24 protein-coding genes are annotated in these 24,716 nt (G+C 73.1%); 12 read left to right on the top strand and 12 right to left on the bottom strand.

What is annotated here, in order from left to right; all coding sequences use genetic code 11:
* Positions 1 to 8 precede the first annotated feature (8 nt).
* Positions 9 to 1,787, top strand: a complete 1,779-nt coding sequence (locus C8N24_RS21680) for a cyclic nucleotide-binding domain-containing protein (RefSeq protein WP_121254042.1) — start codon at positions 9 to 11, stop codon at positions 1,785 to 1,787.
* A gap of 79 nt (positions 1,788 to 1,866) precedes the next feature.
* On the opposite strand, the gene C8N24_RS21675 is transcribed toward C8N24_RS21680, so the two are convergent.
* The gene (locus tag C8N24_RS21675) at positions 1,867 to 2,766 is read right to left on the bottom strand and encodes an SDR family NAD(P)-dependent oxidoreductase (RefSeq protein WP_121254039.1); all 900 of its coding nucleotides are present in this window, start codon (positions 2,764 to 2,766) and stop codon (positions 1,867 to 1,869) included.
* Positions 2,763 to 3,602 (bottom strand): SDR family oxidoreductase, encoded by an 840-nt coding sequence (locus tag C8N24_RS21670; protein WP_121254037.1) that lies wholly within the window; start codon positions 3,600 to 3,602, stop codon positions 2,763 to 2,765. Before C8N24_RS21670 ends, C8N24_RS21675 begins: the two co-directional genes overlap by 4 nt.
* Positions 3,603 to 3,685: 83 nt before the next feature.
* On the opposite strand from C8N24_RS21670, the gene C8N24_RS21665 reads away from it, so the two are divergent.
* From C8N24_RS21665 to C8N24_RS21645, 5 genes are read left to right on the top strand one after another with little or no spacing between them, the layout of a single operon-like run.
* Positions 3,686 to 4,225 (top strand): TetR/AcrR family transcriptional regulator, encoded by a 540-nt coding sequence (locus C8N24_RS21665; protein ID WP_121254035.1) that lies wholly within the window; start codon positions 3,686 to 3,688, stop codon positions 4,223 to 4,225.
* Positions 4,226 to 4,253: 28 nt separating this feature from the next.
* Positions 4,254 to 6,314 (top strand): methyl-accepting chemotaxis protein, encoded by a 2,061-nt coding sequence (locus C8N24_RS34205; RefSeq protein WP_121254033.1) that lies wholly within the window; start codon positions 4,254 to 4,256, stop codon positions 6,312 to 6,314.
* 15 nt (positions 6,315 to 6,329) lie between these two features.
* The gene (locus tag C8N24_RS21655) at positions 6,330 to 6,692 is read left to right on the top strand and encodes a DNA polymerase ligase N-terminal domain-containing protein (RefSeq protein WP_121254031.1); all 363 of its coding nucleotides are present in this window, start codon (positions 6,330 to 6,332) and stop codon (positions 6,690 to 6,692) included.
* Positions 6,693 to 6,718: 26 nt separating this feature from the next.
* Entirely contained in the window at positions 6,719 to 7,576 is an 858-nt protein-coding gene (gene ligD, locus C8N24_RS21650; RefSeq protein ID WP_211340094.1) for a non-homologous end-joining DNA ligase, read from the top strand.
* Between the two features lie 54 nt (positions 7,577 to 7,630).
* Positions 7,631 to 10,360 (top strand): ATP-binding protein, encoded by a 2,730-nt coding sequence (locus C8N24_RS21645; RefSeq protein WP_211340093.1) that lies wholly within the window; start codon positions 7,631 to 7,633, stop codon positions 10,358 to 10,360.
* Between the two features lie 141 nt (positions 10,361 to 10,501).
* Here the strand turns inward: C8N24_RS21645 and C8N24_RS21640 are convergent, their stop codons facing one another.
* Entirely contained in the window at positions 10,502 to 11,209 is a 708-nt protein-coding gene (locus tag C8N24_RS21640; RefSeq protein ID WP_121254027.1) for a YaaA family protein, read from the bottom strand.
* 2 nt (positions 11,210 to 11,211) lie between these two features.
* A complete protein-coding gene (gene gndA / locus C8N24_RS21635; RefSeq protein ID WP_121254025.1) occupies positions 11,212 to 12,633 on the bottom strand; it encodes an NADP-dependent phosphogluconate dehydrogenase in 1,422 nt (473 codons plus the stop codon).
* A gap of 83 nt (positions 12,634 to 12,716) precedes the next feature.
* Between gndA and C8N24_RS21630 the strand changes: the two genes are divergently transcribed.
* Both C8N24_RS21630 and C8N24_RS21625 read left to right on the top strand, forming a co-directional pair.
* Complete coding sequence (locus C8N24_RS21630) at positions 12,717 to 13,127, top strand: nuclear transport factor 2 family protein (protein ID WP_121254023.1); 411 nt, start codon at positions 12,717 to 12,719, stop codon at positions 13,125 to 13,127.
* A 14-nt stretch (positions 13,128 to 13,141) separates the two neighbouring features.
* Positions 13,142 to 13,573 carry a group III truncated hemoglobin gene (locus tag C8N24_RS21625; RefSeq protein WP_121254021.1) on the top strand — a complete coding sequence of 144 codons (432 nt, stop codon included), beginning with the start codon at positions 13,142 to 13,144 and terminating at the stop codon, positions 13,571 to 13,573.
* On the opposite strand, the gene C8N24_RS21620 is transcribed toward C8N24_RS21625, so the two are convergent.
* From C8N24_RS21620 to C8N24_RS21605, 4 genes are read right to left on the bottom strand one after another with little or no spacing between them, the layout of a single operon-like run.
* Entirely contained in the window at positions 13,551 to 14,423 is an 873-nt protein-coding gene (locus C8N24_RS21620; protein WP_121254019.1) for a type IV toxin-antitoxin system AbiEi family antitoxin domain-containing protein, read from the bottom strand. The genes C8N24_RS21625 and C8N24_RS21620 overlap by 23 nt on opposite strands.
* A 25-nt stretch (positions 14,424 to 14,448) precedes the next feature.
* Positions 14,449 to 15,489 (bottom strand): LLM class flavin-dependent oxidoreductase, encoded by a 1,041-nt coding sequence (locus C8N24_RS21615; protein WP_121254016.1) that lies wholly within the window; start codon positions 15,487 to 15,489, stop codon positions 14,449 to 14,451.
* Positions 15,489 to 16,883: an MFS transporter gene (locus C8N24_RS21610; RefSeq protein WP_170179304.1), complete on the bottom strand. Its 1,395-nt coding sequence runs from the start codon at positions 16,881 to 16,883 to the stop codon at positions 15,489 to 15,491. Before C8N24_RS21610 ends, C8N24_RS21615 begins: the two co-directional genes overlap by 1 nt.
* Positions 16,884 to 16,893: 10 nt before the next feature.
* Positions 16,894 to 17,598 (bottom strand): MerR family transcriptional regulator, encoded by a 705-nt coding sequence (locus C8N24_RS21605; protein ID WP_170179303.1) that lies wholly within the window; start codon positions 17,596 to 17,598, stop codon positions 16,894 to 16,896.
* A 59-nt stretch (positions 17,599 to 17,657) separates the two neighbouring features.
* Here C8N24_RS21605 and C8N24_RS21600 point away from each other — a divergent pair, with 59 nt between their 5' ends.
* Positions 17,658 to 19,445, top strand: coding sequence for a hypothetical protein (locus tag C8N24_RS21600; RefSeq protein WP_211340092.1), 1,788 nt, complete (start codon positions 17,658 to 17,660; stop codon positions 19,443 to 19,445).
* Here C8N24_RS21600 and C8N24_RS21595 read toward each other — a convergent pair.
* Genes C8N24_RS21595 through C8N24_RS34740 form a run of 3 tightly spaced genes read right to left on the bottom strand, consistent with a single transcriptional unit; the run spans position 19,353 to position 21,983 of the window.
* Positions 19,353 to 20,120 (bottom strand): sulfite exporter TauE/SafE family protein, encoded by a 768-nt coding sequence (locus C8N24_RS21595; protein WP_170179302.1) that lies wholly within the window; start codon positions 20,118 to 20,120, stop codon positions 19,353 to 19,355. The two genes, C8N24_RS21600 and C8N24_RS21595, sit on opposite strands and share 93 nt — an antisense overlap.
* A 43-nt stretch (positions 20,121 to 20,163) precedes the next feature.
* Complete coding sequence (gene murQ / locus C8N24_RS21590) at positions 20,164 to 21,048, bottom strand: N-acetylmuramic acid 6-phosphate etherase (RefSeq protein ID WP_121254009.1); 885 nt, start codon at positions 21,046 to 21,048, stop codon at positions 20,164 to 20,166.
* Positions 21,045 to 21,983, bottom strand: a complete 939-nt coding sequence (locus C8N24_RS34740) for an N-acetylglucosamine kinase (RefSeq protein ID WP_121254007.1) — start codon at positions 21,981 to 21,983, stop codon at positions 21,045 to 21,047. Before C8N24_RS34740 ends, murQ begins: the two co-directional genes overlap by 4 nt.
* A gap of 87 nt (positions 21,984 to 22,070) precedes the next feature.
* On the opposite strand from C8N24_RS34740, the gene C8N24_RS21580 reads away from it, so the two are divergent.
* The 3 genes from C8N24_RS21580 to C8N24_RS21570 all read left to right on the top strand — a co-directional run bounded on the left by C8N24_RS21580 (position 22,071) and on the right by C8N24_RS21570 (position 23,841).
* Entirely contained in the window at positions 22,071 to 22,610 is a 540-nt protein-coding gene (locus C8N24_RS21580) for a hypothetical protein (RefSeq protein ID WP_121254005.1), read from the top strand.
* An 86-nt stretch (positions 22,611 to 22,696) separates the two neighbouring features.
* Entirely contained in the window at positions 22,697 to 23,443 is a 747-nt protein-coding gene (locus C8N24_RS21575; RefSeq protein ID WP_121254003.1) for a DsbA family protein, read from the top strand.
* Positions 23,440 to 23,841, top strand: a complete 402-nt coding sequence (locus C8N24_RS21570) for a vitamin K epoxide reductase family protein (RefSeq protein WP_121254000.1) — start codon at positions 23,440 to 23,442, stop codon at positions 23,839 to 23,841. The genes C8N24_RS21575 and C8N24_RS21570 overlap by 4 nt, the downstream gene beginning before the upstream one ends.
* Here the strand turns inward: C8N24_RS21570 and C8N24_RS21565 are convergent.
* On the bottom strand, positions 23,807 to 24,658 hold the full coding sequence (locus tag C8N24_RS21565) for a DMT family transporter (protein WP_121253998.1): 852 nt from the start codon (positions 24,656 to 24,658) through the stop codon (positions 23,807 to 23,809). The two genes, C8N24_RS21570 and C8N24_RS21565, sit on opposite strands and share 35 nt — an antisense overlap.
* Positions 24,659 to 24,716: the final 58 nt, after the last annotated feature.

Below are 24,716 nucleotides of genomic sequence, written 5' to 3'. Positions count from 1 at the left end.
GTCGGCGCATGCCGGCCGTCCAGATCATCCCCTTCGTCCCTGGGCGTCGCCCGACCGACGAGGCCCGCAGCGCCGGGCTCGGCTCCAGCGAGCCGGTCGCGTTCGTCAACGCCGGACCGGGCAACCGCTGCCTGCTGCTGCTCGAGGGGCGGTTCACCGGCGAGGTGGAGGTCACGACCGTGATCGGCCACACGATCCGGCGCCGCACCGCTGTTCCGGAGGCGATCGGCGAGCGGTCCGTGCTGGCGCTGGACCCCGACGTCGACTTCGCGGGCGACTACTCGCTCGTCAACCGCTTCTTCAACACGGTGCTGGTGGAGGTGCGCCAGGGCGACGCCGTCGACGAGACGCGGCTGGACGTGTTCGACCTCGCGCGGATGGGGTCGCTGTACGAGCGGATCGTCGAGCGCGCGGTCAAGCCCGACGCCGAACGCCAGGCGCCGTGGCTCTCGCACACGACGCACCCGTGGTTCCCCGTGCTGTCGATCGGGGCGTACAAGGCCGAGCTGTACACGCGGGCGCTCGTCGGCGACGTCGTGCACAAGCGCCAGAACCTCGCCGACCCGGGCTGGCTGACGCGGGTCGGGCTGTACCTGGAGCTGCTCACCGGGCTGGGTGTGATCGAGGCGGTCAAGGCGGACGTCGGCGACCTGCTGACGGCGGAGGAGCGCGCGGCGGTGGACCGCTGGGACGACCTCCCGCTCAACGTCGAGGGGTGGCGCGGCGTCTGGGGGCTGCGCAAGATCGCGCAGCCGATCGGGCTGCGGAACCTGCTCGCCAAGAAGAAGGCGACGCTCGAGTTCCTGCACGTGCACCACGAGGATCTCAAGCACGCGATCGCGCTCGCCGGGCCGAACCCGAGCAACGCGCAGGAGACGTGGCACCGCGTCTTCCGCGACGCCGAGCGCGCGGTGCTGGCCAAGACCCCGGCCGCGTTCCCGGAGCTGGCGATGCTGCCGGACGAGCTGCGGCGGTTCATCCTCTGGCACCGTCGCGGGCACGTGTCGCTGGGCCGTGCGCTGCGTCTGCCGGGGCCGCTGCCGATGCTGGTGGGCGACCAGGACGGGCTGTTCGCCTCCGCCTGCAACCAGTACCGCGCGTCGATGAACCACGTCGCCGACTGGGCCCGCGAGGAAGGGCTGATGGACCACGCCGGCGAGGAGTGCGTGCCCCGCCAGGTCAGCCTGCTCGAGGCGCACATGAACCAGCCGACGCGGGTCGCGCTCCTGCAGGCCCGCGACGGCTACGCGCCGGAGCGCCCGCTCGAGGTCGGCGCGGACCTGCCGCCCGACTACACGCCGCCGCTCGCCGACGTCGCCGAGGCGCTCGCGGGCACGCCCGCGTTCTCGGTCTTCACGCGTGAGGAGATCGACGCGGTCGCCAAGGCGGCGCGGCCGCTGACGATCGGCCCGGCCGAGCGGTTCATCGTCCAGGGCCAGGAGGGCGACACGCTGTTCGTGCTCGTCGAGGGCACGGTCGAGGTGTTCGTGCGTCGCGAGGACGGCACCGAGGTCCACCTCGGCACGCGTCCGCAGGGCAGCGTGCTCGGCGAGATGTCCCTGCTCACGGGCGCGCCGCGCTCCGCGACCGTGCGGGCGCTGGACGGCGCGCTCGTCTACGAGATCGGCCGGCAGCAGTACGAGCCGATCCTGGCCGCGCGCCCGGAGCTGCGCCTCGCGCTGGAAGACGCGATGGCGGCGCGGCTACGGGCTCAGGACGAGGCGCTCAGCGCGTCGTCACGGTCACGTAGGCGATCTGCTCTTCGCGCCCGAAGAGCGCGTCCATGATCAGCTTCACGATGCAGGTCATGAACCAAGTGTGCCCGCCGGGCGCCAAAAAAGACATCGCCCGGCGGGGTGAGCCGGCTCACACCGTGACTTGGCGCCGTACCGCGGCCTGCGACAGCGCCCACAGACGCTCGGCGTTGTCGGGGTCCAGCGCGTAACGGGCCACACCCGCCTCCTCGCGTCGGTCGAGGACGGGCGCCTCGGCGACGTCCTCGTAGTAGCGCCCGCCGATGCCCTCGAGGTCTGGTGAGGTGGCGACGTAGACCGACGTAGCCGCGCCCTGCTCGGGCGACTTGAGCTGGAAGCCGCTCTCGCGTACGCGGTCCAGGTAGTCCGGCGCCATGTGGCGCTGGAGGTTGGTCGCGATCCCGCCCGGCATCAGCGCGTTGGCGAAGATGCCGTCGCGCGCCCAGCGCGCGGTCGCCCCGACCGCGAACAGCACGTTCGCGGTCTTGGACTGCCCGTAGCCGAGGAACGGCGCGTACTCGCGGAAGGCGAAGTTGATGTCGTCGAACACGACGGGCGAGCGCAGATGCGCGCGCGAGGAGACGCTGACGATCCGCGCGCCCTCCGCCGCGAGCGCGCCGTGCAGGCCGGTGGCGAGCGCGAAGTGCCCGAGGTGGTTCGTCGCGAACTGCAGCTCGAAGCCCTCCGGGCTCAGCTCCAGCTCGGGCGTGGCCATGATCCCCGCGTTGTTGACGAGGATGTGCAGCGGGCCGTCCCAACCGCGCGTGAACGCGTCGACCGAGTCCAGGTCGGCAAGGTCCAGCCGGCGCACGTCAGCGCCGATGTCGTCGGCCAGCCCCCGCGCCGCGTCCGTGTTGCGCACCGCCAGCGTCACGTGCGCGCCCGCGCTCGCGAGCGCGCGCGAGGTCGGGATGCCGATCCCCGACGCGCCGCCGGTGACGATCGCGCGCCGACCGCTCAGGTCGATGCCCGCGACGGCCTCCGCGGCCGTGGTTGCGAACCCGAAGTTCACTCCGCGGTCTCCTTCAGGCCGTGGGCGGCGACGGCGACGTCGTCCCACTGCTCCCACGTCTCGATCCGCTTGCCGTACTCGGCCTTGATCTGGTCGAGCAGGCCGACGCCGAAGAACACGCGCAGCGGCGGCTCCTCCGCGTCGACGACCTTCAGGATCGCGGGGCCGGTGGCGTTCGGGTCGCCCGGGGTGCCGAGGCGCTGCTTGCGCGCCGCCTGCACCTGCTCGCGGTACTCCGCGTAGGCCGGGTTCTGCTCGGCCTGGGCGGACGACGGGCCGGACCAGTCGGTCGAGAAGCCGGTCGGCTCGACCAGCGTCACCTTGATCCCGAAGCCCGCGACCTCCTGCGCCAGCGACTGGCTGAAGCCCTCCAGCCCCCACTTGGACGCGTGGTAGAGGCCGACCATCGGGAACGCGTTCACGCCGCCGATCGAGGACACCTGGATGATGTGCCCGGCGCCCTGCTCGCGCAGGATCGGGAGCGCCGCCTGCGTGACCCACAGCGCGCCGAACAGGTTCGTCTCGAGCTGCGCGCGCGCCTGCTCCTCCGATACCTCCTCGACCATCCCGAACAGGCCGTAGCCGGCGTTGTTGACGACGACGTCGAGCCGCCCGAAGTGCTCGTGCGCCCGCTTGACCGACGCCCCGACGGCGGCCTTGTCGGTGACGTCGAGCTGGAGCGCGAGGACGTTGTCGCCGTAGCGGTCGACGAGGTCGGCGAGCGTGGCCGCGTTGCGGGCGGTGGCGACGACGCGGTCGCCGCGTTCCAGCGCCGCCTCGGCCCAGATGCGGCCGAAGCCCTTCGACGTGCCGGTGATGAACCAGACCTTCGACATTGCGTGCCTCCTAAACTGAGAACCGGAGGTTGCCTCCGATTGCTGTCCGCACTTTAGCGGAGGGCGCCTCCGCTTCCAAGCTCATGCGTGCCGATGCTGCCCGAAATCGTGAGAAGCTCCTCCACGCCGCCGCGGAGGAGTTCGCGCTGCGCGGGTCCTCCGCCTCGCTGGAGGCGGTGGCTCGGCGGGCGGGGGTCGGGATCGGCACGCTCTACCGCCACTTCCCCACGCGCGAGGACCTCGTCGCCGCGGCGTACGCCGCCGAGGTGGACGACCTGCGCGCGGCAGCCGACGAGCTGCTCGCCGCGTACCCGCCGGAGGAGGCGCTCGCGCGCTGGATGGATCGCTTCGTCGACTACACGGCGACCAAGCGCGGGATGGCCGGCGTGCTCGACGCCGACATGCGCGCGGCCACCGCGGGGAAGATCCCGGCGGCGATCGGGCTGCTGCTCTCGGCCGGAGCGGAGGCGGGCACGCTGCGGCCGGACGTGGACGTCGAGGACGTGCGCGGGATGATCGCCGCGGTGTGGCAGATCACCGACGGCGAGCGCGCCCGCCGCATGCTCGGCGTGCTGCTCGACGGGCTGAAGGTCGTATCTTCGTCCAGTCGCCCTGCTGACTGAGCACGGCCCGGTCGATCACGGGTGCACCATGAACCCGTTCAACGCCGCTGCCGCGCTCATGGCGCGGCTGACGTACGCTCGCAAGTTCCTGCTGGTGGGGTTGGTCCTCCTCGCGCCGGCCGGCTTCGCGCTGCACGCGTACTGGCAGGTGCAGGGCGAGACGATCGCCTTCGCCGAGAGCGAACGTGCCGGCGTCGCCTTCGTGATCCCCGCCAACCAGCTCGTGCTGGACGTCGTCGCCGCACGGTCGGCGGCGGTGCGCGGCGACGCGGTCGACGCGCAGGCCGTGCAGGCCGCGATCGCCGCCGTGGACCGCGCCGACGGGGCCGTGATCGGCGTCGACGGTGCCTGGAAGGAGACGCGCGCCGCCGTGCTCGAGGCGATCGGGTCCAAGCCCGCGCCCGGCAAGGCCGCCTACGAGGCGTACGAGCCGGCCGTCGCGGCCACGCTCGGGCTCGTGATCAAAGCCGGCGACGGCTCCAAGCTGATCCTCGACCCTGACCTCGACTCCTACTACGTCATGGACGCGCTGATCACGAAGCTGCCGGCGATCGCCGACGGCACCGGGCGCGTGAACGACCTGCAGACGGTCGCGGAGACGATGGACGACCGGATCGCGCTCGCCGCGGCGGAGAACTCGCTGGCCGGGACGATCGCCGCGATGCGCAACGGCTTCAAGACGTCATTCGAGGAGACCGCGGACGCGTCGCTGCAGCCGGCGCTCGAGAAGCTCGCCGCCGGCCGTGACGTCCGCGCCATCGAGCAGGCCGCCGCGCCCGCGCTCGACGCGCTGCTGGTCACGCGGATCGACACGTTCTCCGCGGCGCGGCTGAAGATCGCGCTGCTCGTGGTGGCCGGCGCGCTGATCGCCGTGTTCCTGTTCGTGGGCTTCTTCCTCTCGACGCGCCGCGGCGTGCGCCAGATCTCCGACCGCCTGCACTCGCTGCGCGACCACTGCGTGGCGGACCTCAGCGGCGCGCTGCGCAGCATGTCCGAAGGCGATCTGACCGTGCAGGTGACCTCGATCACGCCGCCGATCACGGACATCTCGCGCGACGAGCTCGGGGAGGTCGCGGAGTCGGTCAACCGGATCCGGGAGAGCACGGCCGGGTCGATCGACGCCTACAACGCGATGCGGGCGTCGCTGGCCGAGCTGATCGGGACCGTGTCCTCGAACGCCGGCTCGGTGTCGGCGGCGTCGCAGCAGATGGCGGCGTCCTCGCAGGAGACCGGCCGGGCGGTGGGCGACATCGCCGCGGCCGTCAATGATGTGGCGCAGGGGGCGGAGCGGCAGGTGCGGCTCGTCGAGTCGACGCGCTCCGCCGTGCAGGAGGCCGCCCGCGCGGCGGAGGCTTCGGCGTCCACCGCGCGGGCGACGTCCGAGGCCGCCGAGAGCGTGCGCGTCGCGGCCGGCCAGGGGGCCGCGACCGCGGAGACCGCGAGCGAGTCGATCACGCGCATCGCCGCCTCGGCCTCGGCCGCCGGCGCGGCGATCCAGGACCTGTCGGAGCGCTCCGGCCGGATCGGCGGGATCGTCGACACGATCACCGCGATCGCCGAGCAGACGAACCTGCTGGCGCTCAACGCGGCGATCGAGGCGGCGCGCGCCGGCGAAGCCGGGCGCGGGTTCGCGGTCGTGGCCGAGGAGGTGCGCAAGCTCGCGGAGGAGTCGCAGGACGCAGCGCGCCAGATCTCCGTGCTGGTCGGCGAGATCCAGGCCGAGACCGTGCGGGTCGTCGACGTGGTCGCCGAGTCGCGGCGGGAGACCGAGGCGGGCGTGGCGACGGTCGCGTCCACGCGGTCGGCGTTCGAGGCGATCGGCGCGACGGTCGAGGAGATGACCGCGCGCGTGTCCGAGATCACCGCGGCCGTCGAGCAGATCGCCGCCGAGGCGGCGCGCGCCGAGCGCGAGGTCGACGACGTGGCCTCGGTCGCCGAGTCCTCCTCCGCGTCGGCCGAGCAGGTGTCCGCGAGCACGCACGAGACGGGCGCCTCGGCGCAGGAGATCGCGGCGTCGGCCGCGGGGCTCTCGCGCACGGCGGCCGACCTCGACGCGCTCGTCGGCCGGTTCGTCGTCACCGCTGGGTAGCGTGCTTGCGGCGAGATGCCGCGGTACGTGATCCAGCTCCACCAGGCGCGCGCGCTGCACTACGACTTCCGGCTGGAGGTCGACGGCGTGCTGCGGTCGTGGGCGGTGCCGAAGGGACCGTCCGAGGACCCGGCGGAGAAGCGGCTCGCCGTCCAGGTCCCCGATCACTCGCTGGCACACGGCGACTACGAGGGCCCGAACGTCGAGATCTGGGATCGCGGGACCTATGAGCCGCTGACGCCCGACTTCGCGGCGGCGCTGGACGGCGGGCACGCCTCGTTCGTGCTCGACGGCGAGCGCTTGCAGGGCGGATGGACGCTGCACCGGACAAGCGACGGGGAGAAGCCGCAGTGGCTGCTGATCAAGAGGCGCGACTGACGCCGGCGCCGACTCGGGCGGCCGCGATGAAGGCGGTTCTGACCGATGCGCGCTTCTCCGATCCCGACTGGATCTTCGAGCGCAAGCTGGACGGCATCCGGTGCATCGCGATCCGCGACGGCGGCGCGGTGCGGATGCTGTCGCGCAACGACCTGTCCCTGAACGACCGGTACCCGGCGATCGGGGCCGCCTTGGACGCGCAGTCGCGGACCCGGTTCGCGGTGGACGGCGAGATCGTCAGCGCGTCCGGCAGGTTCCAGGACCGCTCCGGCCCCTTCCTCTTCCACGTGTTCGACGTGCTCTGGCTCGACGGCGAGGACGTGCGGGGCTTCCCCCTGCTCGAGCGCAAGGCGCGGCTGCGGGACGCGCTGTCGTGGCAGGACCCGGTGCGTCTCGTCGAGTACCGCGAGGAGGCCGGCGAGGCGATGTTCGCCGAGGCCTGCGCGTCGGGGTGGGAGGGCGTGATCGCCAAGCGGGCCGACTCCGTCTACACGGACAAGCGCTCCAAGGACTGGCTCAAGTTCAAGTGCGAGCACGGCCAGGAGCTGGTGATCGGCGGCTTCACGCCGCCCAAGGGCTCGCGCACGGAGTTCGGCGCGCTGCTCGTCGGCGTGTACGAGGGCGACCGGTTGCACTACGCCGGCAAGGTCGGCACGGGCTTCGACCGTGCCGAGCTGGCCCGCCTGGCGGCGCTGCTGCGGCCGTTGGCGCGCGAGGACGCCCCGTTCTACGACGCGCCGCGGTTCCGCGACGTCACCTGGGTCGAGCCGTCGCTGGTCGCTCAGGTCGGGTTCGCCGAGTGGACCAACGACGGACGGCTTCGCCACCCGCGCTACCTCGGGCAGCGCATCGACAAGGACCCGCGGGCGGTCGTCCGCGAGTAACCCGGGACTCCCCAGCGGGTCCCTGGCGGGTCCCTAGCCGTGTAGGTTGCGCCGGTGAAGCTTCTGGGCCGCCACGCGGAGCGCGAAGCCCTTGCCGGGCTGCTGGACGCCGTCCGGGCCGGCGAGAGCCGCGCGCTCGTCCTGCGCGGCGAGGCGGGGATCGGCAAGTCGGCGCTGCTGGCCCACGCGGCCGAGCGCGCGACCGGTTGCCGCGTGGTCCGGACGGCGGGCGTGCCGTCGGAGACCGGGTTGGCCTTCGCCGGGCTGCACCAGCTGTGCGCGACCATGCTCGACGGGCTCGACACGCTGGCCGCTCCCCAGGCGAACGCCCTCGGCACCGCGTTCGGCCTGCGCTCGGGTCCTCCCCCCGACCGGTTCCTGGTCGGCCTCGCGCTGCTCGGCCTGCTCGGCGAGGCCGCCCGCGAGCGGCCGCTCGTCTGCCTGGTCGACGACGCGCAGTGGCTCGACCCCGCGTCGGCGCAGGCGTTGGCGTTCGTCGCCCGGCGGTTGCTGGCCGAGTCGGTCGGCATGGTCATCGCGGTCCGCTCCACGGGGGCGGACGACGGCTGGTCGGGCCTGCCCGAGCGTGTCGTCCGTGGCTTGGGCGGGAGCGACGCCCGCGCGCTGCTGGCGTCGGCGTTCCGCGGGCCGATCGACGACCCGGTGCGCGAGCGGATCGTCGCCGAGGCGCACGGCAACCCGCTCGCGCTGCTCGAGCTGCCCCGCACGCTGGAGCTGGCGGGTGGGTTCGGGCTGCCCGGCGGGGCACACGTGTCGACGCTGCTGTTGGAGAGCTTCCAGCGCCGTGTGGAGGCGCTCCCGGACGACACGCGGGCGCTGCTGCTCGTCGCCGCCGTCGAGCCCGCGGGCACGAGCATGCTGACGTGGACGGCCGCCGCGCGCCTCGGGATCCGGCCGGAGGCGGCCGCGCCCGCCGAGGCGGCCGAGCTGTGCCGGTTCGGGTCCGTGATCCGCTTCCGCCATCCGCTCGTCCGCTCCGCGGTCTACGCCGCCGCCGACGAGGAGGAGCAGCGTGCCGTGCACCGCGCGTTGGCGGAGGCGATCGACCCGGCCACGGACCCGCAGCGCCGCGCGTGGCATCGGGCCCACGGCGCCACCGGACCCGACGAGGAGATCGCCGCGGAGCTGGAGCGTTCGGCGGCGCTCGCGCAGGCGCGCGGCGGCCTGGCGGCGGCCGCGGCGTTCCTCGTCCGCGCGATGGAGCTCACGCCTGCGGCGGAAGGCCGGTCCCGGCGCGCGCTGGCCGCGGCGCAGGCCACGCACCAGGCCGGCGCGCCGACGGAAGCGACCCAGCTGCTGTGGACCGCGGAGGCCGGGCCGCTGGACGAGCTCGACCGGGCGCACGTGGACGTCCTGCGCGCGCAGATCGCGTTCGCCGAGCATCGCGGGCGCGAGGCCCCGGCGCTGCTGCTGCGCGCCGCACGGCGACTCGAGCCGCTCGACCTGCTGGCCGCACGCGACACGTACCTGGACGCGCTGACCGCCGCGACCATCGCCGGCGGCCTGTCGAGCGACTCCCCGCCGGCCGTCGTCGCCCGCGCGGCGCTCGCCGCTCCCCAGCCGCCGGACGGCCCACGGCCGGCCGACCTGCTCCTGGACGGCATGGCGCTCCTCGCCGCGGAGGGCTACCCGGCGGCGATGCCCACGCTGCGGCGTGCGCTCCAGGCCTTCCGCGAGGACCGGCTCCCCGCGGACGTCGGGCTGCGCTGGCTCTGGTACGCCTCCCACGCGGCCCTCGACGTCTGGGACGACGAGGGCTGGGAGCTGCTGGCCGTCCGCCATGTCGCGCTCGCCCGCGAGACCGGGGCGCTGAGCGTGCTGCCGGTCGCGCTGAACACGCGGGCCGGGGTGCACCTCGGGCTCGGCGAGCTCGACCGGGCGTACGCGGCGCTCGAGGAGGCCCGGGTGTTGAGCGACGCGACCGGCGGGCCGAGCACGGCGTTCGTCGAGCTGGCGCTGGCCGGCGTGCGCGGCGACGCGGCCGAGGTGGCGCGGCTGACCGAGCTGACGGTGCGCGACGCGACGCACCGCGGCGAGGGCATCGCGGTCAACGTCGCGCACTGGGCGCACGCGGTGCTCGCGAACGGCCGCGGCGAGTTCGACGAGGCGCTGAAGGCGGCGCGCCAGGCGACCGTCAACCCGGACGAGGTCTGGACCACCGCGTACGGCGCGGTCGAGCTGATCGAGGCGGCCGCCCGGACGGGCGCGGTCGAGCTGGCGAGCACGCACCTGCAGCGGCTCGCGGTCGCGACCCAGGCCAGCGGCAGCCCGTTCGCCCTGGGCATGGAGGCGCGCTGCCGCGCGCTGATCAGCGAAGGCGAGGCGGCCGACGCGCTCTACCGGGAGGCGATCGCGGCGCTCGAGAACACCCGTGTCCGCGTCGAGCTGGCCCGCGCACAGCTGCTCTACGGCGAGTGGCTGCGTCGCGAGCAGCGGCGCCTCGAGGCGCGCGAGCAGCTGCGCGCCGCGCTCGAGCACTTCACGGACATGGGGCTCGAAGCGTTCGCCGCGCGCGCCGAGGGCGAGCTGCGCGCGACGGGCGGCGCGATGCACCGGCGCCCGCCCGAGACCGGTGCCGGGCTGACGGCGCAGGAGGAGCAGATCGCCCGGCTGGCGCGCGAGGGCCTCAGCAACCCGGCGATCGGCGCGCGGCTGTTCGTCAGCCCACGCACGGTCGAGTACCACCTGCACAAGGTCTTCACCAAGCTCGGCATCCGGTCACGCGCGCAGCTCGTGGACGCGCTCGAGCCCGAGCACCCTTAAACGCGGAAGCCCGCCTCGGGAGGCGGGCTTCGGCCATCAGAAGATCGGGCGAATAATGGTCGGGGGACGTCGTAAAACGAGGTCTCAGCCCTCGGGGTGCCGTCGCTGTCTGACACCCCTGGTATCGGCCCGTGCGACGGGCTACTTGAGTACGTCGACCGTCCAGGACCGTCCGCTGCCTGACAGCTCGACCTCGTGGCCTGCGGCGCGGACCGCGCTCGCCACGTCCTCCGGCGTCTCGACCGGGTCGCCGGACAGCAGGATGCGCGCGACGTCACCGCGCGTGGCCTTGACCATGTGGCTGATCGTCTTGCCGTTCTCGAACGCGCGGACGCCGACGAGCGTGGCCGCCTTCGGCTTCCAGGCCGCCGTGTAGGCGCCGGAGCGCATGTCGACGATCAGGCCCTCGTCGGGCACGGCCTTCCTGAGCGGGTCACGCCAGAGGGCGGGCAGCGACGGGATCCGCGGGAGCGTCGCGCCCATGCTCAGGCGGTAGGCCGGGATGCGGTCGCTGGGCCGGACGAAGCCCCAGAGGGCGCTGGCGATCAGGACGCGGTCGGTGTCGGCGAACGCGCCGAGGCCGAGATGCTCGTAGAGGACGCCGGTGTAGACCTCGTGGGCGGGCGCGGCGGGGGCCTCGCGCAGCGTCAGGTTCCGCTGCGCTTCCGCGAGCAGCCCGGGTCCGACGTCCAGGTACTTGAGGGCACCGGGGAACTTCAGCCGCGACAGCACGTCGAGCAGGCGTTCCCGAGTCTTGTTCAACCCGGGCAACGCCAACGACCCGACGTCGACCGGCTCCCCGTCGGAGGGCGCGGTCTTGCCCTCCGACGGTGGGAGCAGGATCAGCACTGCTAGTCGGTCTTCACTTCGGTGCCGTCCTGCGACCAGCGCGTGTGGAAGGAGCCTTCCTTGTCCACGCGGCGGTAGGTGTGCGCGCCGAAGAAGTCGCGCTGGCCCTGGATCAGGTTCGCCGGTCCGCGCTCGCGGCGGTAGCCGTCGTAGTAGGCCAGCGAGCTGGAGAACGCCGGGACGGCGATGCCCTGGTCGACCGCGGACACGATCACCTTGCGCCAGGCGTCCTGAGCGTCGGCGACGGCGTCGCGGAAGTACGGCGCCATCAGCAGGTTCACGAGGTCCGGCGTCTCGGCGTAGGACTCCGTGATGCGGTTGAGGAAGCGGGCGCGGATGATGCAGCCGCCGCGCCAGATCTTCGCCAGCTCGCCCATCTGCAGGTCCCAGTCGTACGTCCGGGCGGCCGAGGCCATCTGCTCGAAGCCCTGCGCGTAGGCGACGACCTTGGAGGCGTAGAGCGCCTTGCGGATGTCGTCGACGAGGGACTCGGACAGGCCACCCGGCTGCGGGCCGGCGAGGTAGCCGGACGCGGCCTTGCGCTGGTCACGCAGGGCGGACAGCGAGCGGGCGAACACGGCCTCGGTGATGCCGGTCAGCGGCACGCCCTGCTCGAGCGCGTCCTGGGCGGTCCAGCGGCCGGTGCCCTTCTGCTCGGCCTGGTCGACGATCACGTCGATCAGCGGGTTGCCGGTGGCGGCGTCCGTCTTGCCCAGGACCGTGGCCGTGATCTCGATCAGGAACGACTCGAGGTCACCCGTGTTCCACTCGTCGAAGATGCCCTTGATCGTGGGCACGTCGAGGCCGATGCCGTGACGCAGGAGGTCGTAGGCCTCCGCGATCAGCTGCATGTCGGCGTACTCGATGCCGTTGTGGACCATCTTCACGTAGTGGCCGGCGCCGTCGGCGCCGATGTACGCGCAGCACGGCTCGCCGTCGACCTGCGCGGCGATCGTGGTGAAGATCTCCTCGACCTCGCCGTACGCGGCGCGCGGGCCGCCCGGCATGATCGACGGGCCGTTGAGCGCGCCCTCCTCGCCACCGGACACGCCGGTGCCGATGAAGCGCAGGCCCTTCTCGGTCAGGTACTGCTCGCGCCGGCGCGTGTCCACGAAGTGGGAGTTGCCGGCGTCGATGATGATGTCGTCCTTGTCGAGCAAGGGGACGAGGTCCTCGATCACGCCGTCGACGGGCGCGCCCGCCTTGACCATGACGATGATGCGGCGCGGCCGCTCCAGCGACTGCACGAACTCCTCGAGCGAGTCGCTACCGGTGAAGTTGCCTTCGGACCCGAACTCGGATACGAAGTCGTGCGTCTTAGAGGCTGTGCGGTTGTGTACGGCGATGGGCACGCCGCGGCGGGCGATGTTGCGCGCGAGGTTCGCCCCCATGACGGCGAGCCCCGTGACTCCGATCTGGCTCATGTGCCGCCACCCTATTGCACGGCAGCTGACGTTCGGGTGCTGACCGAACGTCCCCGCGCGGCCGAGCTGTCACGCTCTAGGCGGTGGCGCGCCCCGACTACTACGGCAACCCGGCCGGTCTCACGGAGGAGATCGAGACCGTCCGCGCGCTCTACGACGCCTTCGAGCGCCGGGATGTCGACGCGATGCTCGCCGCCATCAGCGACGACTGCGAGCTGTTCCTCGAGGGCACCGCGCGCCTCGCCGGCCGCAGCGAGCCCTACCGTGGCCACGCCGGCCTGCGCGAGTACCTCGCCGACGTCGAGCGCCTCTGGGAGGAGCTCGTGCTCCACGCCACCGACTACCGGGCCGTCCCCGGCTCGGTCATCGTGATGGGGCACATCACCGGCCGTCGCGAGGGCCTGGACGTGCGCCGCGCCTCCGTCTGGACCTGGAAGGTCACCGCCGGCCGGGCCACCTCGGTCAAGGCCGCCGACCTCGGCGACATGGCCTGATATCACCTATCGCGGTGCCCAAGCAGGACATCGAGACCCGCGAAGACGTCGAGCGGCTCGTTCGCGCCTTCTACGTCCACGCGATGGACGACGCGATGATCGGCTACCTGTTCACCGACGTCGCCAAGCTCGACCTCGAGGCCCACGTCCCCGAGATCACCTCCTTCTGGGCGACGATCCTGCTGGGCGAGCAGAGCTACCGCGGCGGTGCCTTCCGGCCCCACGCCGAGCTGCACTTCAAGTCGCCGCTCCGCGCCGGCCACTTCGAACGCTGGCTCACCCTCTGGACCGCCACCGTCGACGAGCTCTTCGAGGGCCCGCGCGCCGGCTACGCCAAGCACCACGCGACCCGCGTCGCCCGCGCCTTCTACGGCCGGATCGAGACGATCGGCCAGCCCGCCCCTCCGGGCGGCGGCTTCGCCGTCACGCAGCACGGACCCGTCTGATCATCCGGTCGGGCCGGCTGGTCATCTCCGCCCAGCTGGTGCGGATGACCCTGTAGCCGAGCCCTTCGAGGACCGCCTGCTTGGCGCGGTCGTCCGCCCGGGCGAGCATCCCGCCATGGTGGCGCTCCGAGTCGGCCTCGAGGATCAGGTTCCCGTCGGGCCAGAGGAAGTCGGGGATGAGCGTTGTGCCGTCGACGCTCGGATTCACGAGCGGCGTGGCGATGCCCGCCTCGTGGAGGAGCTGGAGCGCGAGGTTCTCGTTCTCGGAACGGGTCGGCGCGGCGGTGGCGAGCACGGCACGGAGCTTCTTCGCGCCCCGGTGGCCTCCTGCGATCAGGTCGCCGATCGCGAGGATCTTGCGGTTGAGGCCTTCGTTGACCGCGCGGCGCAACGTCGCGAACGGCGCCACCGAGGAAAGGTGGACCACCGTCTGTGCCGGGGTCGTGACGGGGATGCCCTTGCGGATCGTGCGCTCGAACGAAGCGGCGCGGAACGTGTTGATGCCGTCGCGGCGCTTGACGGACGGCGCGACGACGTCGGGGTAGCGTCCGGTCGGTTCCAGCATGCCCCAAAGGACGGTTGCGGCGTAGTGCGACAGCGCGGATTCGGGACCGCACGCCCTGACCGCTGCGAAACACCACGCGTCGAACGGGAGGTTGGCGTGGCCTGTGGCGTAAACACCCCGGTAAAGGGGGAACAGCCGACCGCTACGCACCCGCTGCGCGATCGTCTGCTTCGACAGGCCGCAGACCCGGAGATCTTCGATGTCGACGACGCCGCGTTGCCCCGACGCCACGCGAGCGATGGCTTGGTCAACTCCTGGTTGACGAACTGAACGTTCGCGTGGCATGCGGCGATGATCGCGCCGCCGCCTGTCACGGATCTACGCGCGTTTGTGCCGAAACTGTGCCGATTGCGTCGCGCACGGCCGGCGCGACCACGCGGCCGTAGAGCTCGATCGCGTGCATCATCGCGTCGTGCGGCAGGGTGCCGACGCTGAGCTGGAGCAGGAAGCGGTCGTGCTGGAAGAGGCGGTGCTGGTGGAGGATCTTCTCGATCACCTGGTCCGGGGAGCCGATCAGGTTGGCGCCCTCGAGCGTGGCCGAGGCCTCGAAGGCCGCGCGGGTCATCGGTGGCCAGCCGCGTTCGCGGCCGAGCTGGTCCATGACCGTCTTGTGCGCCGGGAACGCGATGTCGAGTGCCTCCTGCGCGGAGTCGGCGATGAAGCCGTGCGAGTTGATCGACAGCCGCGGCCGCTCGTGGCCGTACTCGGCCGCCACGCGGCGGTGCAGCTCCGCGAACGGGGCGAAGCGGGCGGGCTGGCCGCCGATGATCGCCAGCGCCATCGGCAGGCCCAACGCGCCGGCGCGGGCGACCGACTGCGGCGTCCCGCCGACCGCGACCCAGACCGGCAGCGGCGACTGCACCGGACGCGGGTAGACGCCGCGCCCGTCGATCGGCGGCCGGTGCTTGCCCGACCACTCGACGACCTCGTTGTCGCGCACCGCGAGCAGGAGGGCGAGGTGCTCGGCGAACAGCTCGTCGTAGTCGTCGAGCGAGAAGCCGAAGAGCGGGAACGACTCGACGAAGGACCCGCGCCCGGCCATGATCTCGGCGCGCCCGCCCGACAGCAGGTCCAGCGTCGCGAAGTCCTGGAAGACGCGCACGGGGTCGTCGGACGACAGCACCGACACGGCCGACGTCAGCCGGATCCGGGAAGTGCGAGACGCAGCCGCGGCGAGCACGACCGCCGGCGAGGAGACGGTGAAGTCCGGCCGGTGGTGCTCGCCGACGCCGAACACGTCCAGGCCCACCGAGTCGGCGAGCACGATCTCGTCGATCAGGTTCGCCATGCGCTGCTGGACGGTGAGCGCGGGGTCCGTGCGCTCACCGAACGTGTAGATGCCGAGCTCCATCAGTCGGTCGCGAGCGCCGGCTTCAGGCGCGGCCCGCGCGGGATCAGCAGGGAGGCGGCGACCGCCACGGCACCCGCCACCGCCGAGAAGGCGAAGGCGCTCGTGTACAGGTCCTCGCTGGGCAGCGGGGTCGAGCCGGACGTGAGGATCGCCGTCACGATCGCGGCGCCGAACGAGCCGCCGACCGTCCGCATCACGGTGTTGATGCCGGTGGCGATGCCGACCTCGCTCTGCGGCACCGCGTCGACGATCAGGTTCGCCATCGCGGCGAAGCCGAACGTGATCCCGACGCCCATCAGCATGCCGCCGATCACCAGCTCCCACGGGTGGTCGTGCGCGAACGTGTTGATCAGGAACGAGAGCGTGATCAGGATCGCGCCGAGCGTGAGCACCGAGCGGAACCCGATCCGCTCGCCGAGCTTGGCCGCCGGCGGCCCGGCCGCGAGCTGCGCCAGCGCGGTCGGCAGCATCAGGAAGCCCGCGGCGGTCACGGAGAAGCCGAATCCGTACCCGGTCGACTCCGGCGCCTGCGCGAACTGCGGGAAGACGAGGAAGCTGGAGAACATCGCCACGCCGACCAGGAACCCGGTCAGGTTCGTGAAGGCCACGGCGGGCTTGCGCAGCACCGCCATGTCGATCAGCGGCTGCTTCATCCGGTTCTCGACCATGACGAACACGCCCAGCAGCGCGATGCCGCCGAGGACCGCGCCGAGGTTCGCCGGCGACCCCCACCCCCACTCACCCGCCTGCGAGACGCCGAGCAGGATCAAGGCCAGCGCGGCGCTCAGGATCGCGGCGCCCAACCAGTCCACGCGCGCGTTCTCGACCGGCGGCGACGGCGGCACGAACTTCCACACCGCCCACCCCACGGGCAGCGCGATCAGCGAGATCCAGAACAGGAAGTCGAGGTTCAGGTGGTCGACGATCAGCCCGGACAACGGCAGCCCGATGCCGCCGCCGATCCCGAACACGGCGCTGATGATCGCGATCCCGCTCGCCACCTGATCGCGCGGGAACGTGTCGCGGATGATCCCGAAGGCCAGCGGGAACACACCGCCGGCCACGCCCTGGAGCACGCGCCCGGCGATCAGCACCTCGATCGACGGCGCGAGCGCGTTGATCACCGCGCCGAGCGCGAACAGGGCCATGATCCACGTGAGCACGCGGCCCTTGCCGTAGAGGTCGCCGAGCTTGCCCGCGATCGGCGTGGCGATCGAGGCGCTGACGAGGAAGCCGGTCAGCACCCAGCTGACGGCCGAGGGCGACGCTTCGAACTCCTGCGCCAGCGCGGGCAGCGCGGGCACGACGAGCGTCTGGGAGAGAGCGAAGGCGATGCCGGCGCCGGTGAGCGTGAGAAGGACCGGAGTCGGCCGCTGCGACGGTGCGGCGTTCACCTCCTGCACATTACTTACGACGCGTCAGCGAACGCGCGAGGTCGGTGAACGTGGCTTCGACCTCCTCGTCCATGGTCCGCCGGAAGACCGCCAACAGCGCTTGTGCCGCCAGCGGCCGCGACGCCTGGATCGACTCCTCCAGCTCGTCCCAGCGCTCGGCGTCCGCGTACGGCTTGAGCACGTCGTCGACGAACAGCTTCACGAACTCCTTGGACACCGCACGCGAGTGCTTCTGGACGCTCTCGAGCATGTCGAGCGCGTGCTGCAGGCTCACCCCGCGTGCGACGACCTCCTCGGCCGCGGCCAGCAGGACGGGGCTCGGGACCTCGAACATGCCTTCCCCGAGCGGGTGCAGCAACCCGAGCTTCGTCGCCTTGTCGATCAGCTTGCGCGGCTCGTCCTTCTCCCCCAGGCGCAAGCGGGTGCCGAGGTCGGCCGCGGTGAGCACCTCGGGCGTCTCGGGCGCCTCGAGCGAGGCCTCCTTGAGCGCGAGCAGGCGCTCGCCGGAGTCGCCGAGCAGGCGCTTGATGCCGCTCAGCTTCATCCCCTCGTTCTGCAGCCGCTGGATGAGCCGCAGCCGCGCGACGTGCTCGGGGCCGTAGTAGCCCGTCCGGCCGCGCACCTCGGGCGGCGGCAGCAACCCGCGCGCGTGGTGCGAGCGCACGTTGCGCACCGTGAGGCCGGTCTCACGAGCGAGCTCGTCGATCGTCAGCACGCGTTGCAGGGTATCCGACGTCACAGAACGTGACGTCAAACGACGATACATTCGCCCCCATGTTCGAGCTCCTCGCCCAGGCCAAGCCGGCCGGCGGCGCCGCGCTGGACCAGGTCGCGGTCGCGACCGCCGCGGCCGGCGTCGTCACCGTGACCCTGCTGTGGCTCGGGATGGGCCACCGGAGCGGGAAGGTCGCGCTGCTCGGGCGGCTCGGCCGCTTCTCCGAGCGGGTGTCCGGCCTGCCGGCCTGGGCGGCGATCCCGTCGGGGTTGATCGTGGTCTCCCTGATCACGGCGCTGTTCGGGATGCTGTGGGACATCTCGCTGCACATCGCGCAGGGCCGGGACGAAGGGCCGCTGGCGAACGTCGCGCACTACTTCATCCTCGCCGGGCTGTTCGGCGTGTTCGCCTCCGGCTTCCTGTCGATGTGCCTGCCGCTCGAGAAGCCGTCGCGGGTGGCGGTGAAGCTCGCGCCGGGCTGGTACGCGCCGCTGGGCGGCGTGCTGATCGCGGCCGCGGGCACGTTCGCGCTGATCGGGTTCCCGCTGGACGACGTCTGGCACCGGCTGTTCGGCCAGGACGTGACGCTGTGGGGACCGACGCACCTGATGCTGATCGGCGGGGCGGCGATGACGCTGATCGGGCTCGCGGTGCTGTTCGTGGAGGCGCGCGGCGCCGGACGCGGGAGCGAGCTCGGCTACGTGACCTTCCTGCGCCGCGTCTCGCTCCCGGGCGCCCTGCTGCTCGGCCTCTCGACGTTCCAGGCCGAGTTCGACTTCGGCGTCCCCCAGTTCCGGATGGTGTTCCAGCCGATGCTGATCGGCCTTGCGGCGGGCGTGTCGCTCGTGGCGGCGCGGCTCTGGCTCGGCCGCGGCGCGGCGCTCGGGGCGGCGCTGTTCTTCCTCGCCGTGCGCGGCCTGATGGCGCTGCTGGTCGGCCCCGTGCTCGGTGAGCCGACACCGCACTTCCCGCTCTTCCTGATCTCCGCGCTGCTGGTCGAGCTGGTCGCGCTGCGGGTGCGGCGGCCACTGCCGTTCGCGGTCGCGAGCGGGGTCGCCATCGGCACGCTCGGGCTCGCGTCCGAGTGGGCGTGGACGCACCTGCTGATGCCGTTGCCGTGGCCGGCCGCGCTGCTTCCCGAGGGTGCGCTGGCGGGCTTCGCCGCGGCGCTCGCCGCCGCTTGCGTGGGCGGCTGGCTCGGGGCGCGCCTGGCCGCCGACCGCACGCCGTCGCTCCGCGGTGCCGCCGTCGCGGGCGCGGCGGTGCTGTTCGCGCTCACGGGCTACGGGCTGCTGTCCGACGGCGGGTCCGGCGCGCGCGGCACCGTGACCCTCGCGGACGGCGGGCTCGTCGTGCGCGCCGACCTCCCCCAGGATCCCAACTGGCTCACCGCCACGTCCTGGCAGGGCGGCGGCCTGGTCGTGGACCGGCTCGAGCGCGTCGGGCCCGGCGAGTACCGCACCACGCAGCCGATCCCGATGGACGGCGAGTGGAAGACGATGATCCGCCTGCACTACGGGCGCACGCTCAGCGCGCTGCCGGTCTACCTGCCCGCCGATCCGGCGATCCCGGTCGAGGGGATTCCCGTGCGCGCGACCTTCACGCGCGACTTCGGGCCCGAGCAGCAGCTCCTGCAACGCGAGCGCAAGACCGGTGTGGCGGGCTGGCTGTGGGCCACCGGCTACGCGATCGTGCTGGCGATCGCGCTCGCGTTCCTCGTCGCGCTGGCCTGGGGCGTGCACCGCGTGTCGGGCTCACCGGGGCGGGCCGCCGAGCACCAGCACGTCGGCAAGCAGCGCGACGGCCACCGTGCCCACCAGCACCGCGAACCCGCGGCGCAGCAGTGACTGGGGCACGCGCTCGCCGACCGTCGTGCCCAGCAGCGCGCCCGCGCCGGTCGCGAGCGACAACGTGAGCGTGACGGCGAGGTCGGGGCGCGAGCCGGCGGCCAGGTGGCTCGCGAGCGCGGCCAGGCCGGTGAGCGTGATGATCACCAGCGACGTCGCGACCGCCCGCCGGAACGGCACGCCGAGCCACACGCTCAGCACCGGCACGATCACGAACCCGCCGCCGACGCCGAAGAAGCCCGTGAGCAGGCCGACCAGCAGCCCGGCGAGCAGCGTCCGGTCCAGCGGCGCGTCGGGGCACGCGCCGTCGTCGCCGTCCTCCCCCGCCCGCTTCCACGTCAGCACCGCGGCGAGCAGCATCACCGGCACGAACGCGAGGATCAGCACGCTGCCCTCGATCTCGTGGCTGGCGATCGTGCCGGCCAGCGAGCCGAGCGCGGCGGGCGCGGCGAACGTGAACGCGATCCGCCAGCACACGCGGCCGTGGCGGGCGAGCGCGCCGGCGCCGATCGCCGCGGCCAGGCTCACCACGACGAGGCTCGCGGTCGAGGCGGGGCCGACCGGCTCGCCGAGCACGTAGACGAGCACCGGCAGGGCGAGGATCGCGCCGCCTCCGCCGACGGCACCCACGATCACGCCGATCGCGAGGCCGAGCACGATCGCGAGCGCGGTCACCCGCTCGTCGTCCGCCGCGGTTCCGGACCGGCTCCCGGCACGCTCACTCGCCCAGCGCCCGCCGCAGGTGCCCGTGGGCGGCACGCAGGCGCTCCCGCGCCGCCTCGGCCCCGACACCGGCGCGCAGCATCACCGCCGCGACCTTCGCGTCGTCACCCGCGTCCGCCAGCGCCCGCGCGGCGTCCTCGTGCGCGGCGTCCGCGACCTGCGCGACGATCCGCGTCGCCCGGTCGCGCAGCTTCTCGTTGGTGACGCGGACGTCGACCATCCGGTTCCCGTACGTCTTGCCGAGCCGCACCATCGCCAGCGTCGAGAGCATGTTGAGCACGAGCTTCTGCGCCGTCCCCGCCTTCAGCCGCGTGGAGCCGGCGACGAACTCGGGGCCGACGAGCACCTCGATCGGGTGCTCGACGGCGGCCGAGAGCGGCGCGTCGTGGTTGCACGCGAGCCCGACCGTCAGCGCGGCGCGCCGCCGCGCGTGCGCGATCGCCCCGAGCACGTACGGCGTGCGCCCGCTCGCGCTGATGCCGACGACCGCGTCGTCCGCGGTCAGGTCGGCGAGGTCGTCGAGCGCGCCGTCCGGGTCGTCCTCGGCGGACTCCGTGGCGGTCGACACGGCGCCCGGCCCACCCGCGATGAACCCGAGCACCCGGTCGGAGTTGAACGTCGGCCCGCACTCGCTCGCGTCCAGCACCCCGAGTCGCCCGGCCGTGCCCGCGCCGATGTAGATCAACCGCCCGCCGCGCTCGAGCCGAGCGACGATCGCGTCGACGGCCGCCGCGATCTGCCGTTGCGCGTCCGCGACCGCCACCGCGACCGCCTGGTCGTCCTCGTTCATCAGCCGCACGAGCTCGGCCGTCGGCAGCCGGTCGATCTCGGCCCGCTCGGGCCGCGCCCCTTCGGTCGACAGATGCCCGAGCCGCGTCACGGTCGCCGGATCAGATCAGAGAACAGCGTCGGCGCGTCGAGCAACCGCGCCGCGCCGTCGAGCCCGTCGCCGAGCGGCGCGCGCAGCACGACGCCCGGCGGGAGCGCCGCCCGCAGCGGATCGAGGATGAGGTCGCCGGCCGAGAACACGCCGCCGGACCATGACACGACGACCGGCTCACGCGCGCCGTCGCCACGGCCGGCGCGCCCGGGGCCGGCCTGGCCGGCACCTGCGAGGCCGGCGTGGTCGGGGCCGGCCTGGCCGGCACCCGCGAGGCCGGCGTGGTCGGGGCCGGCCTGGCCGGGGTCGGTCGCGAGGGGCTCGCGCGGTGCGACCAGGCCTGCGCGCTTCAGCGCCGCGGTCACCGTGTGCGCCAGCTCAGCGCCCGCCGCCACGAAGATCGCGACCGCCGTCGCCTCTCCCCCGTGCGCGAGCTCGGCCACGTCGCGCGTGAACGCCGCGACCGTCGCCACCGGGTCCGGCGCGTCGTAGACGGCGCGTGCGATCTCCTCCAGTGGCCCGAAGCGCGCGGCCGCGACGTCGCGCAGCGCGGACGAGCCGCCGCGGCCGTCGACCGCTCGCAGTGCCTGATCCAACGCGCGGCGTGCGATCCAGAAGCCGCCGCCGGCGTCGCCGAGCAGCGTGCCCCAGCCGTCGGCGCGTGCCCAGCCCGCTTCGGAGCCGGCGAGGGCGATCGCGCCCGTGCCCGCCACGACCACCGCGCCCGGCTCCCCGCCGAGGGCGCCCAGGTGGGCGGTCACCGCGTCGTTGGTGACCACCATCGGCACGCCCAGGTCCGCGCCGTCCCACCCGGTCAGGCCCGCCGCGACCACGTCCGGCGCGTGCCGGGCGACCAGCTCGCGCAGCGCGCTCCAGTCGCGGCCCGCGCGCGCCAGGCCGGGCGCCGTCGAGCGCTCGACGACCGCGCCGTCCACGCGCAGGGCGACGCGGCAACCGCTCTGGCCGCCGTCGACGAGCAGAACCTTTAGGTTCGGTGCAGGAACGCGGCCGACATTACTGGCGTGCGCCCGTTGCTGAACCGACTGCCGCTGATGGCGCGAGCCCTGGTGCTCGTGCCGCTGCTGGCGGTCGGGCTCGACCAGGCGCGGGTGTCGTTCATCTGCGGGCCTGACGCGCAGAGCTGCCTCGACGCCGCGTCCAGCGGCACGCTCGGCACGGCCGGGACGCTGCTGGTGATCGGGTACATGCTCGGCATCGCCGCGCTCGTGGGCCGGATGGCCCGCGGCCGCAGCTCGCTGTGGCTCGTCGCCACCGCCGGCCTGTGGGCCGCGTGCGGCGGGCAGGCCGTGCTCGCGTCCGCGCTCGGCACGGGCGCGCTGCTCGGCGGCGGCTGGGTGCCGCTGCTCGCCTTCGGCGCCGCCGGAGGCGCGCTGCTCGCGCTCGCCCTGCGGACCGCACGCCACGCGTTCCCCCTGCCGCGGGCGCCACGCCTGAGCATGATCGTCGAGGAGATCGTCCATCAGGGCGACCGCCTCGTGGTGCCGCCGCACCTCCGCGCCGCCCGCCTCACGCGGGATCGCGGTCCGCCGCAGTTCGCCTGATCGCGGCGAGCCCTTCGTTCGCCGCCGAGCCGCCGCGCGTGTCCACGCCGCGCAGTCCTCCCACGCGAACTTCAAGGAGCATCACCATGACCAAGCGCGAGCTGCGCGAACAGCGCCGCGCCCACCGCGAGGCGCTCGAGGCCGCCGAGCAGGCCAAGACCACCCGGCGCCGCCGCTTCCAGATCCTCGGCACCGGCCTGGTCGCCGCCGTCGCCGTGATCGCGATCGCCGCGATCGTGTCCACCTCCTCGAACGGCGCCCCGTCCGACGGTGCCGCGCTCGCCCGCAGCACCGTCGTCGACGGCGTGCCGGAGACCAACGGCGTGCTCGGCGACCCGAAGGCGCCCGTGACCATCACCGAGTACGTCGACCTGCAGTGCCCGATCTGCGCCGAGGCCTCCAAGACCACGCTGCCGACGTTGATCGACGACTACGTCAAGACCGGCAAGGTCAAGCTGCAGGCCCGGACGATGCACTTCCTCGGCCCGGACTCGGTCACGGCCGCGCGCGTCGCCGCCGGCGCCCAGCAGCAGAACAAGCTGTGGAGCTTCCTCGAGACCTTCTACGCCAACCAGGGCACCGAGAACTCCGGCTACGTGACCGATGACTTCCTCAAGGACGTCGCGACCACCGCGGGCGTCAACGCCGACGCCGCGCTGAAGTACGCCGACACGAACGAGGCCGAGTCCGCGCTCACCACCGCCAACCAGGACGCGCAGGCCGTCGGCGCCGACTCCACCCCGACGTTCACGATCAAGAAGGGCGACGGCTCCGAGCAGGTCCTCCAGGTCGGCGCGGGCGACCTCAAGGCCGCGCTGGAGAAGGCGCTGTGATCCGCGTCGCGACGTTCGCGGTCGCCATCGCGGGCCTCGCGATCGCGGGCTACCTGACCATCGTCCACTACGCCGGCGGTGAGCCGGTGTGCGCCATCGCCCACGGTTGCGCGACCGTGCAGAAGTCCAGCTACGCCGAGCTCCTCGGCGTCCCCGTCGCGCTCCTCGGCCTGTTCGGGTACGTCGCGATCCTCGCCAGCCTCCTCAAGGACACCGAGACCGGCCGCTCGATCACGGCGCTGCTCGCGATCGCGGGCGTCGCGTTCTCGGCGTGGCTGACCTACGTGGAGATCTGGGAGCTCGAGGCGATCTGCATCTGGTGCGTCGGCTCCGCGATCTGCATGACGCTGCTCGCGGGCCTCGCTACGACGCGGCTGCTGCGCGCGCCCGCGCACTGATCACCAACGCGGTCCCGGCGATGAGCAGCGCCATCGCCGGGATCGCCGCCGCGGGCGGCGTCTCGCCCAGCGCCACGGCCGCGATGATCGCCGCCAGCGGCACCGTGAACAACCCGCCGAGCGCCACCATCGTCGGGCTGATCGATCGCAGCACCAGGTTGAACAGCGAATGCCCGACGAGCTGCCCGAAGACCGTGATCGCGGCGATCCGCAGCCAGTCCTCCCCCGAGAACCCGGCCAGCGCGGTGCCGGTCAGCACGCACACGGGCAGCAGCCACAGCGCGCACGTCCCGTAGCAGATGACCGTGTAATCGAGCGTGCTCAGCCCGCGCCGCGCGAACCCGCCGAGGACGATGTAGACACCGCCGAACACGCCCCCCGTAACCGCGAGCCCGTCGCCCAGCAGCGCGTCGCCGGACACGCTGATATCCACCCCGGTCATCAGCAGGACGCCGAGCAGGCACACGCCGACGCCCGCCCACGCGCGCCCCGGCAGCCGCTCACCGAGGAACCAGCCGATCACGCCCGCCCAGATCGGCTGCGTGCACACCAGCGCCGCCGACGACGCGACGGTCGTGTAGCTCAGCGACGGGATGAACGTCCCGAAGTGCGCCGCGAGCGCGAGCCCCGCGGCCAGCGCGAGCCACAGCCCACGGCCGCGCGGCAGCACGATCCGCCGCTCCCGCGCGAGCAGCACCGGCGCGAGCACGGCCGCGGCCGCACCCGTGCGCCAGAACGCGATCGCGAGCCCGGGCGCCGCGCAGGCCGCGATCAGGGGCGGCGAGGTCGACGCGCCGAGGACCCCGACCGCGAGCAGAGTGAGATCAGCGTCGTGCTCCCGCAGAGGCGCAGAAGGGTACCCGCTGATAGCGTCG

It is taken from the genome of Solirubrobacter pauli, from assembly GCF_003633755.1.
In the GTDB taxonomy this organism is placed as follows: domain Bacteria; phylum Actinomycetota; class Thermoleophilia; order Solirubrobacterales; family Solirubrobacteraceae; genus Solirubrobacter; species Solirubrobacter pauli.
This window is presented reverse-complemented; position numbering and strand designations above follow the sequence as displayed.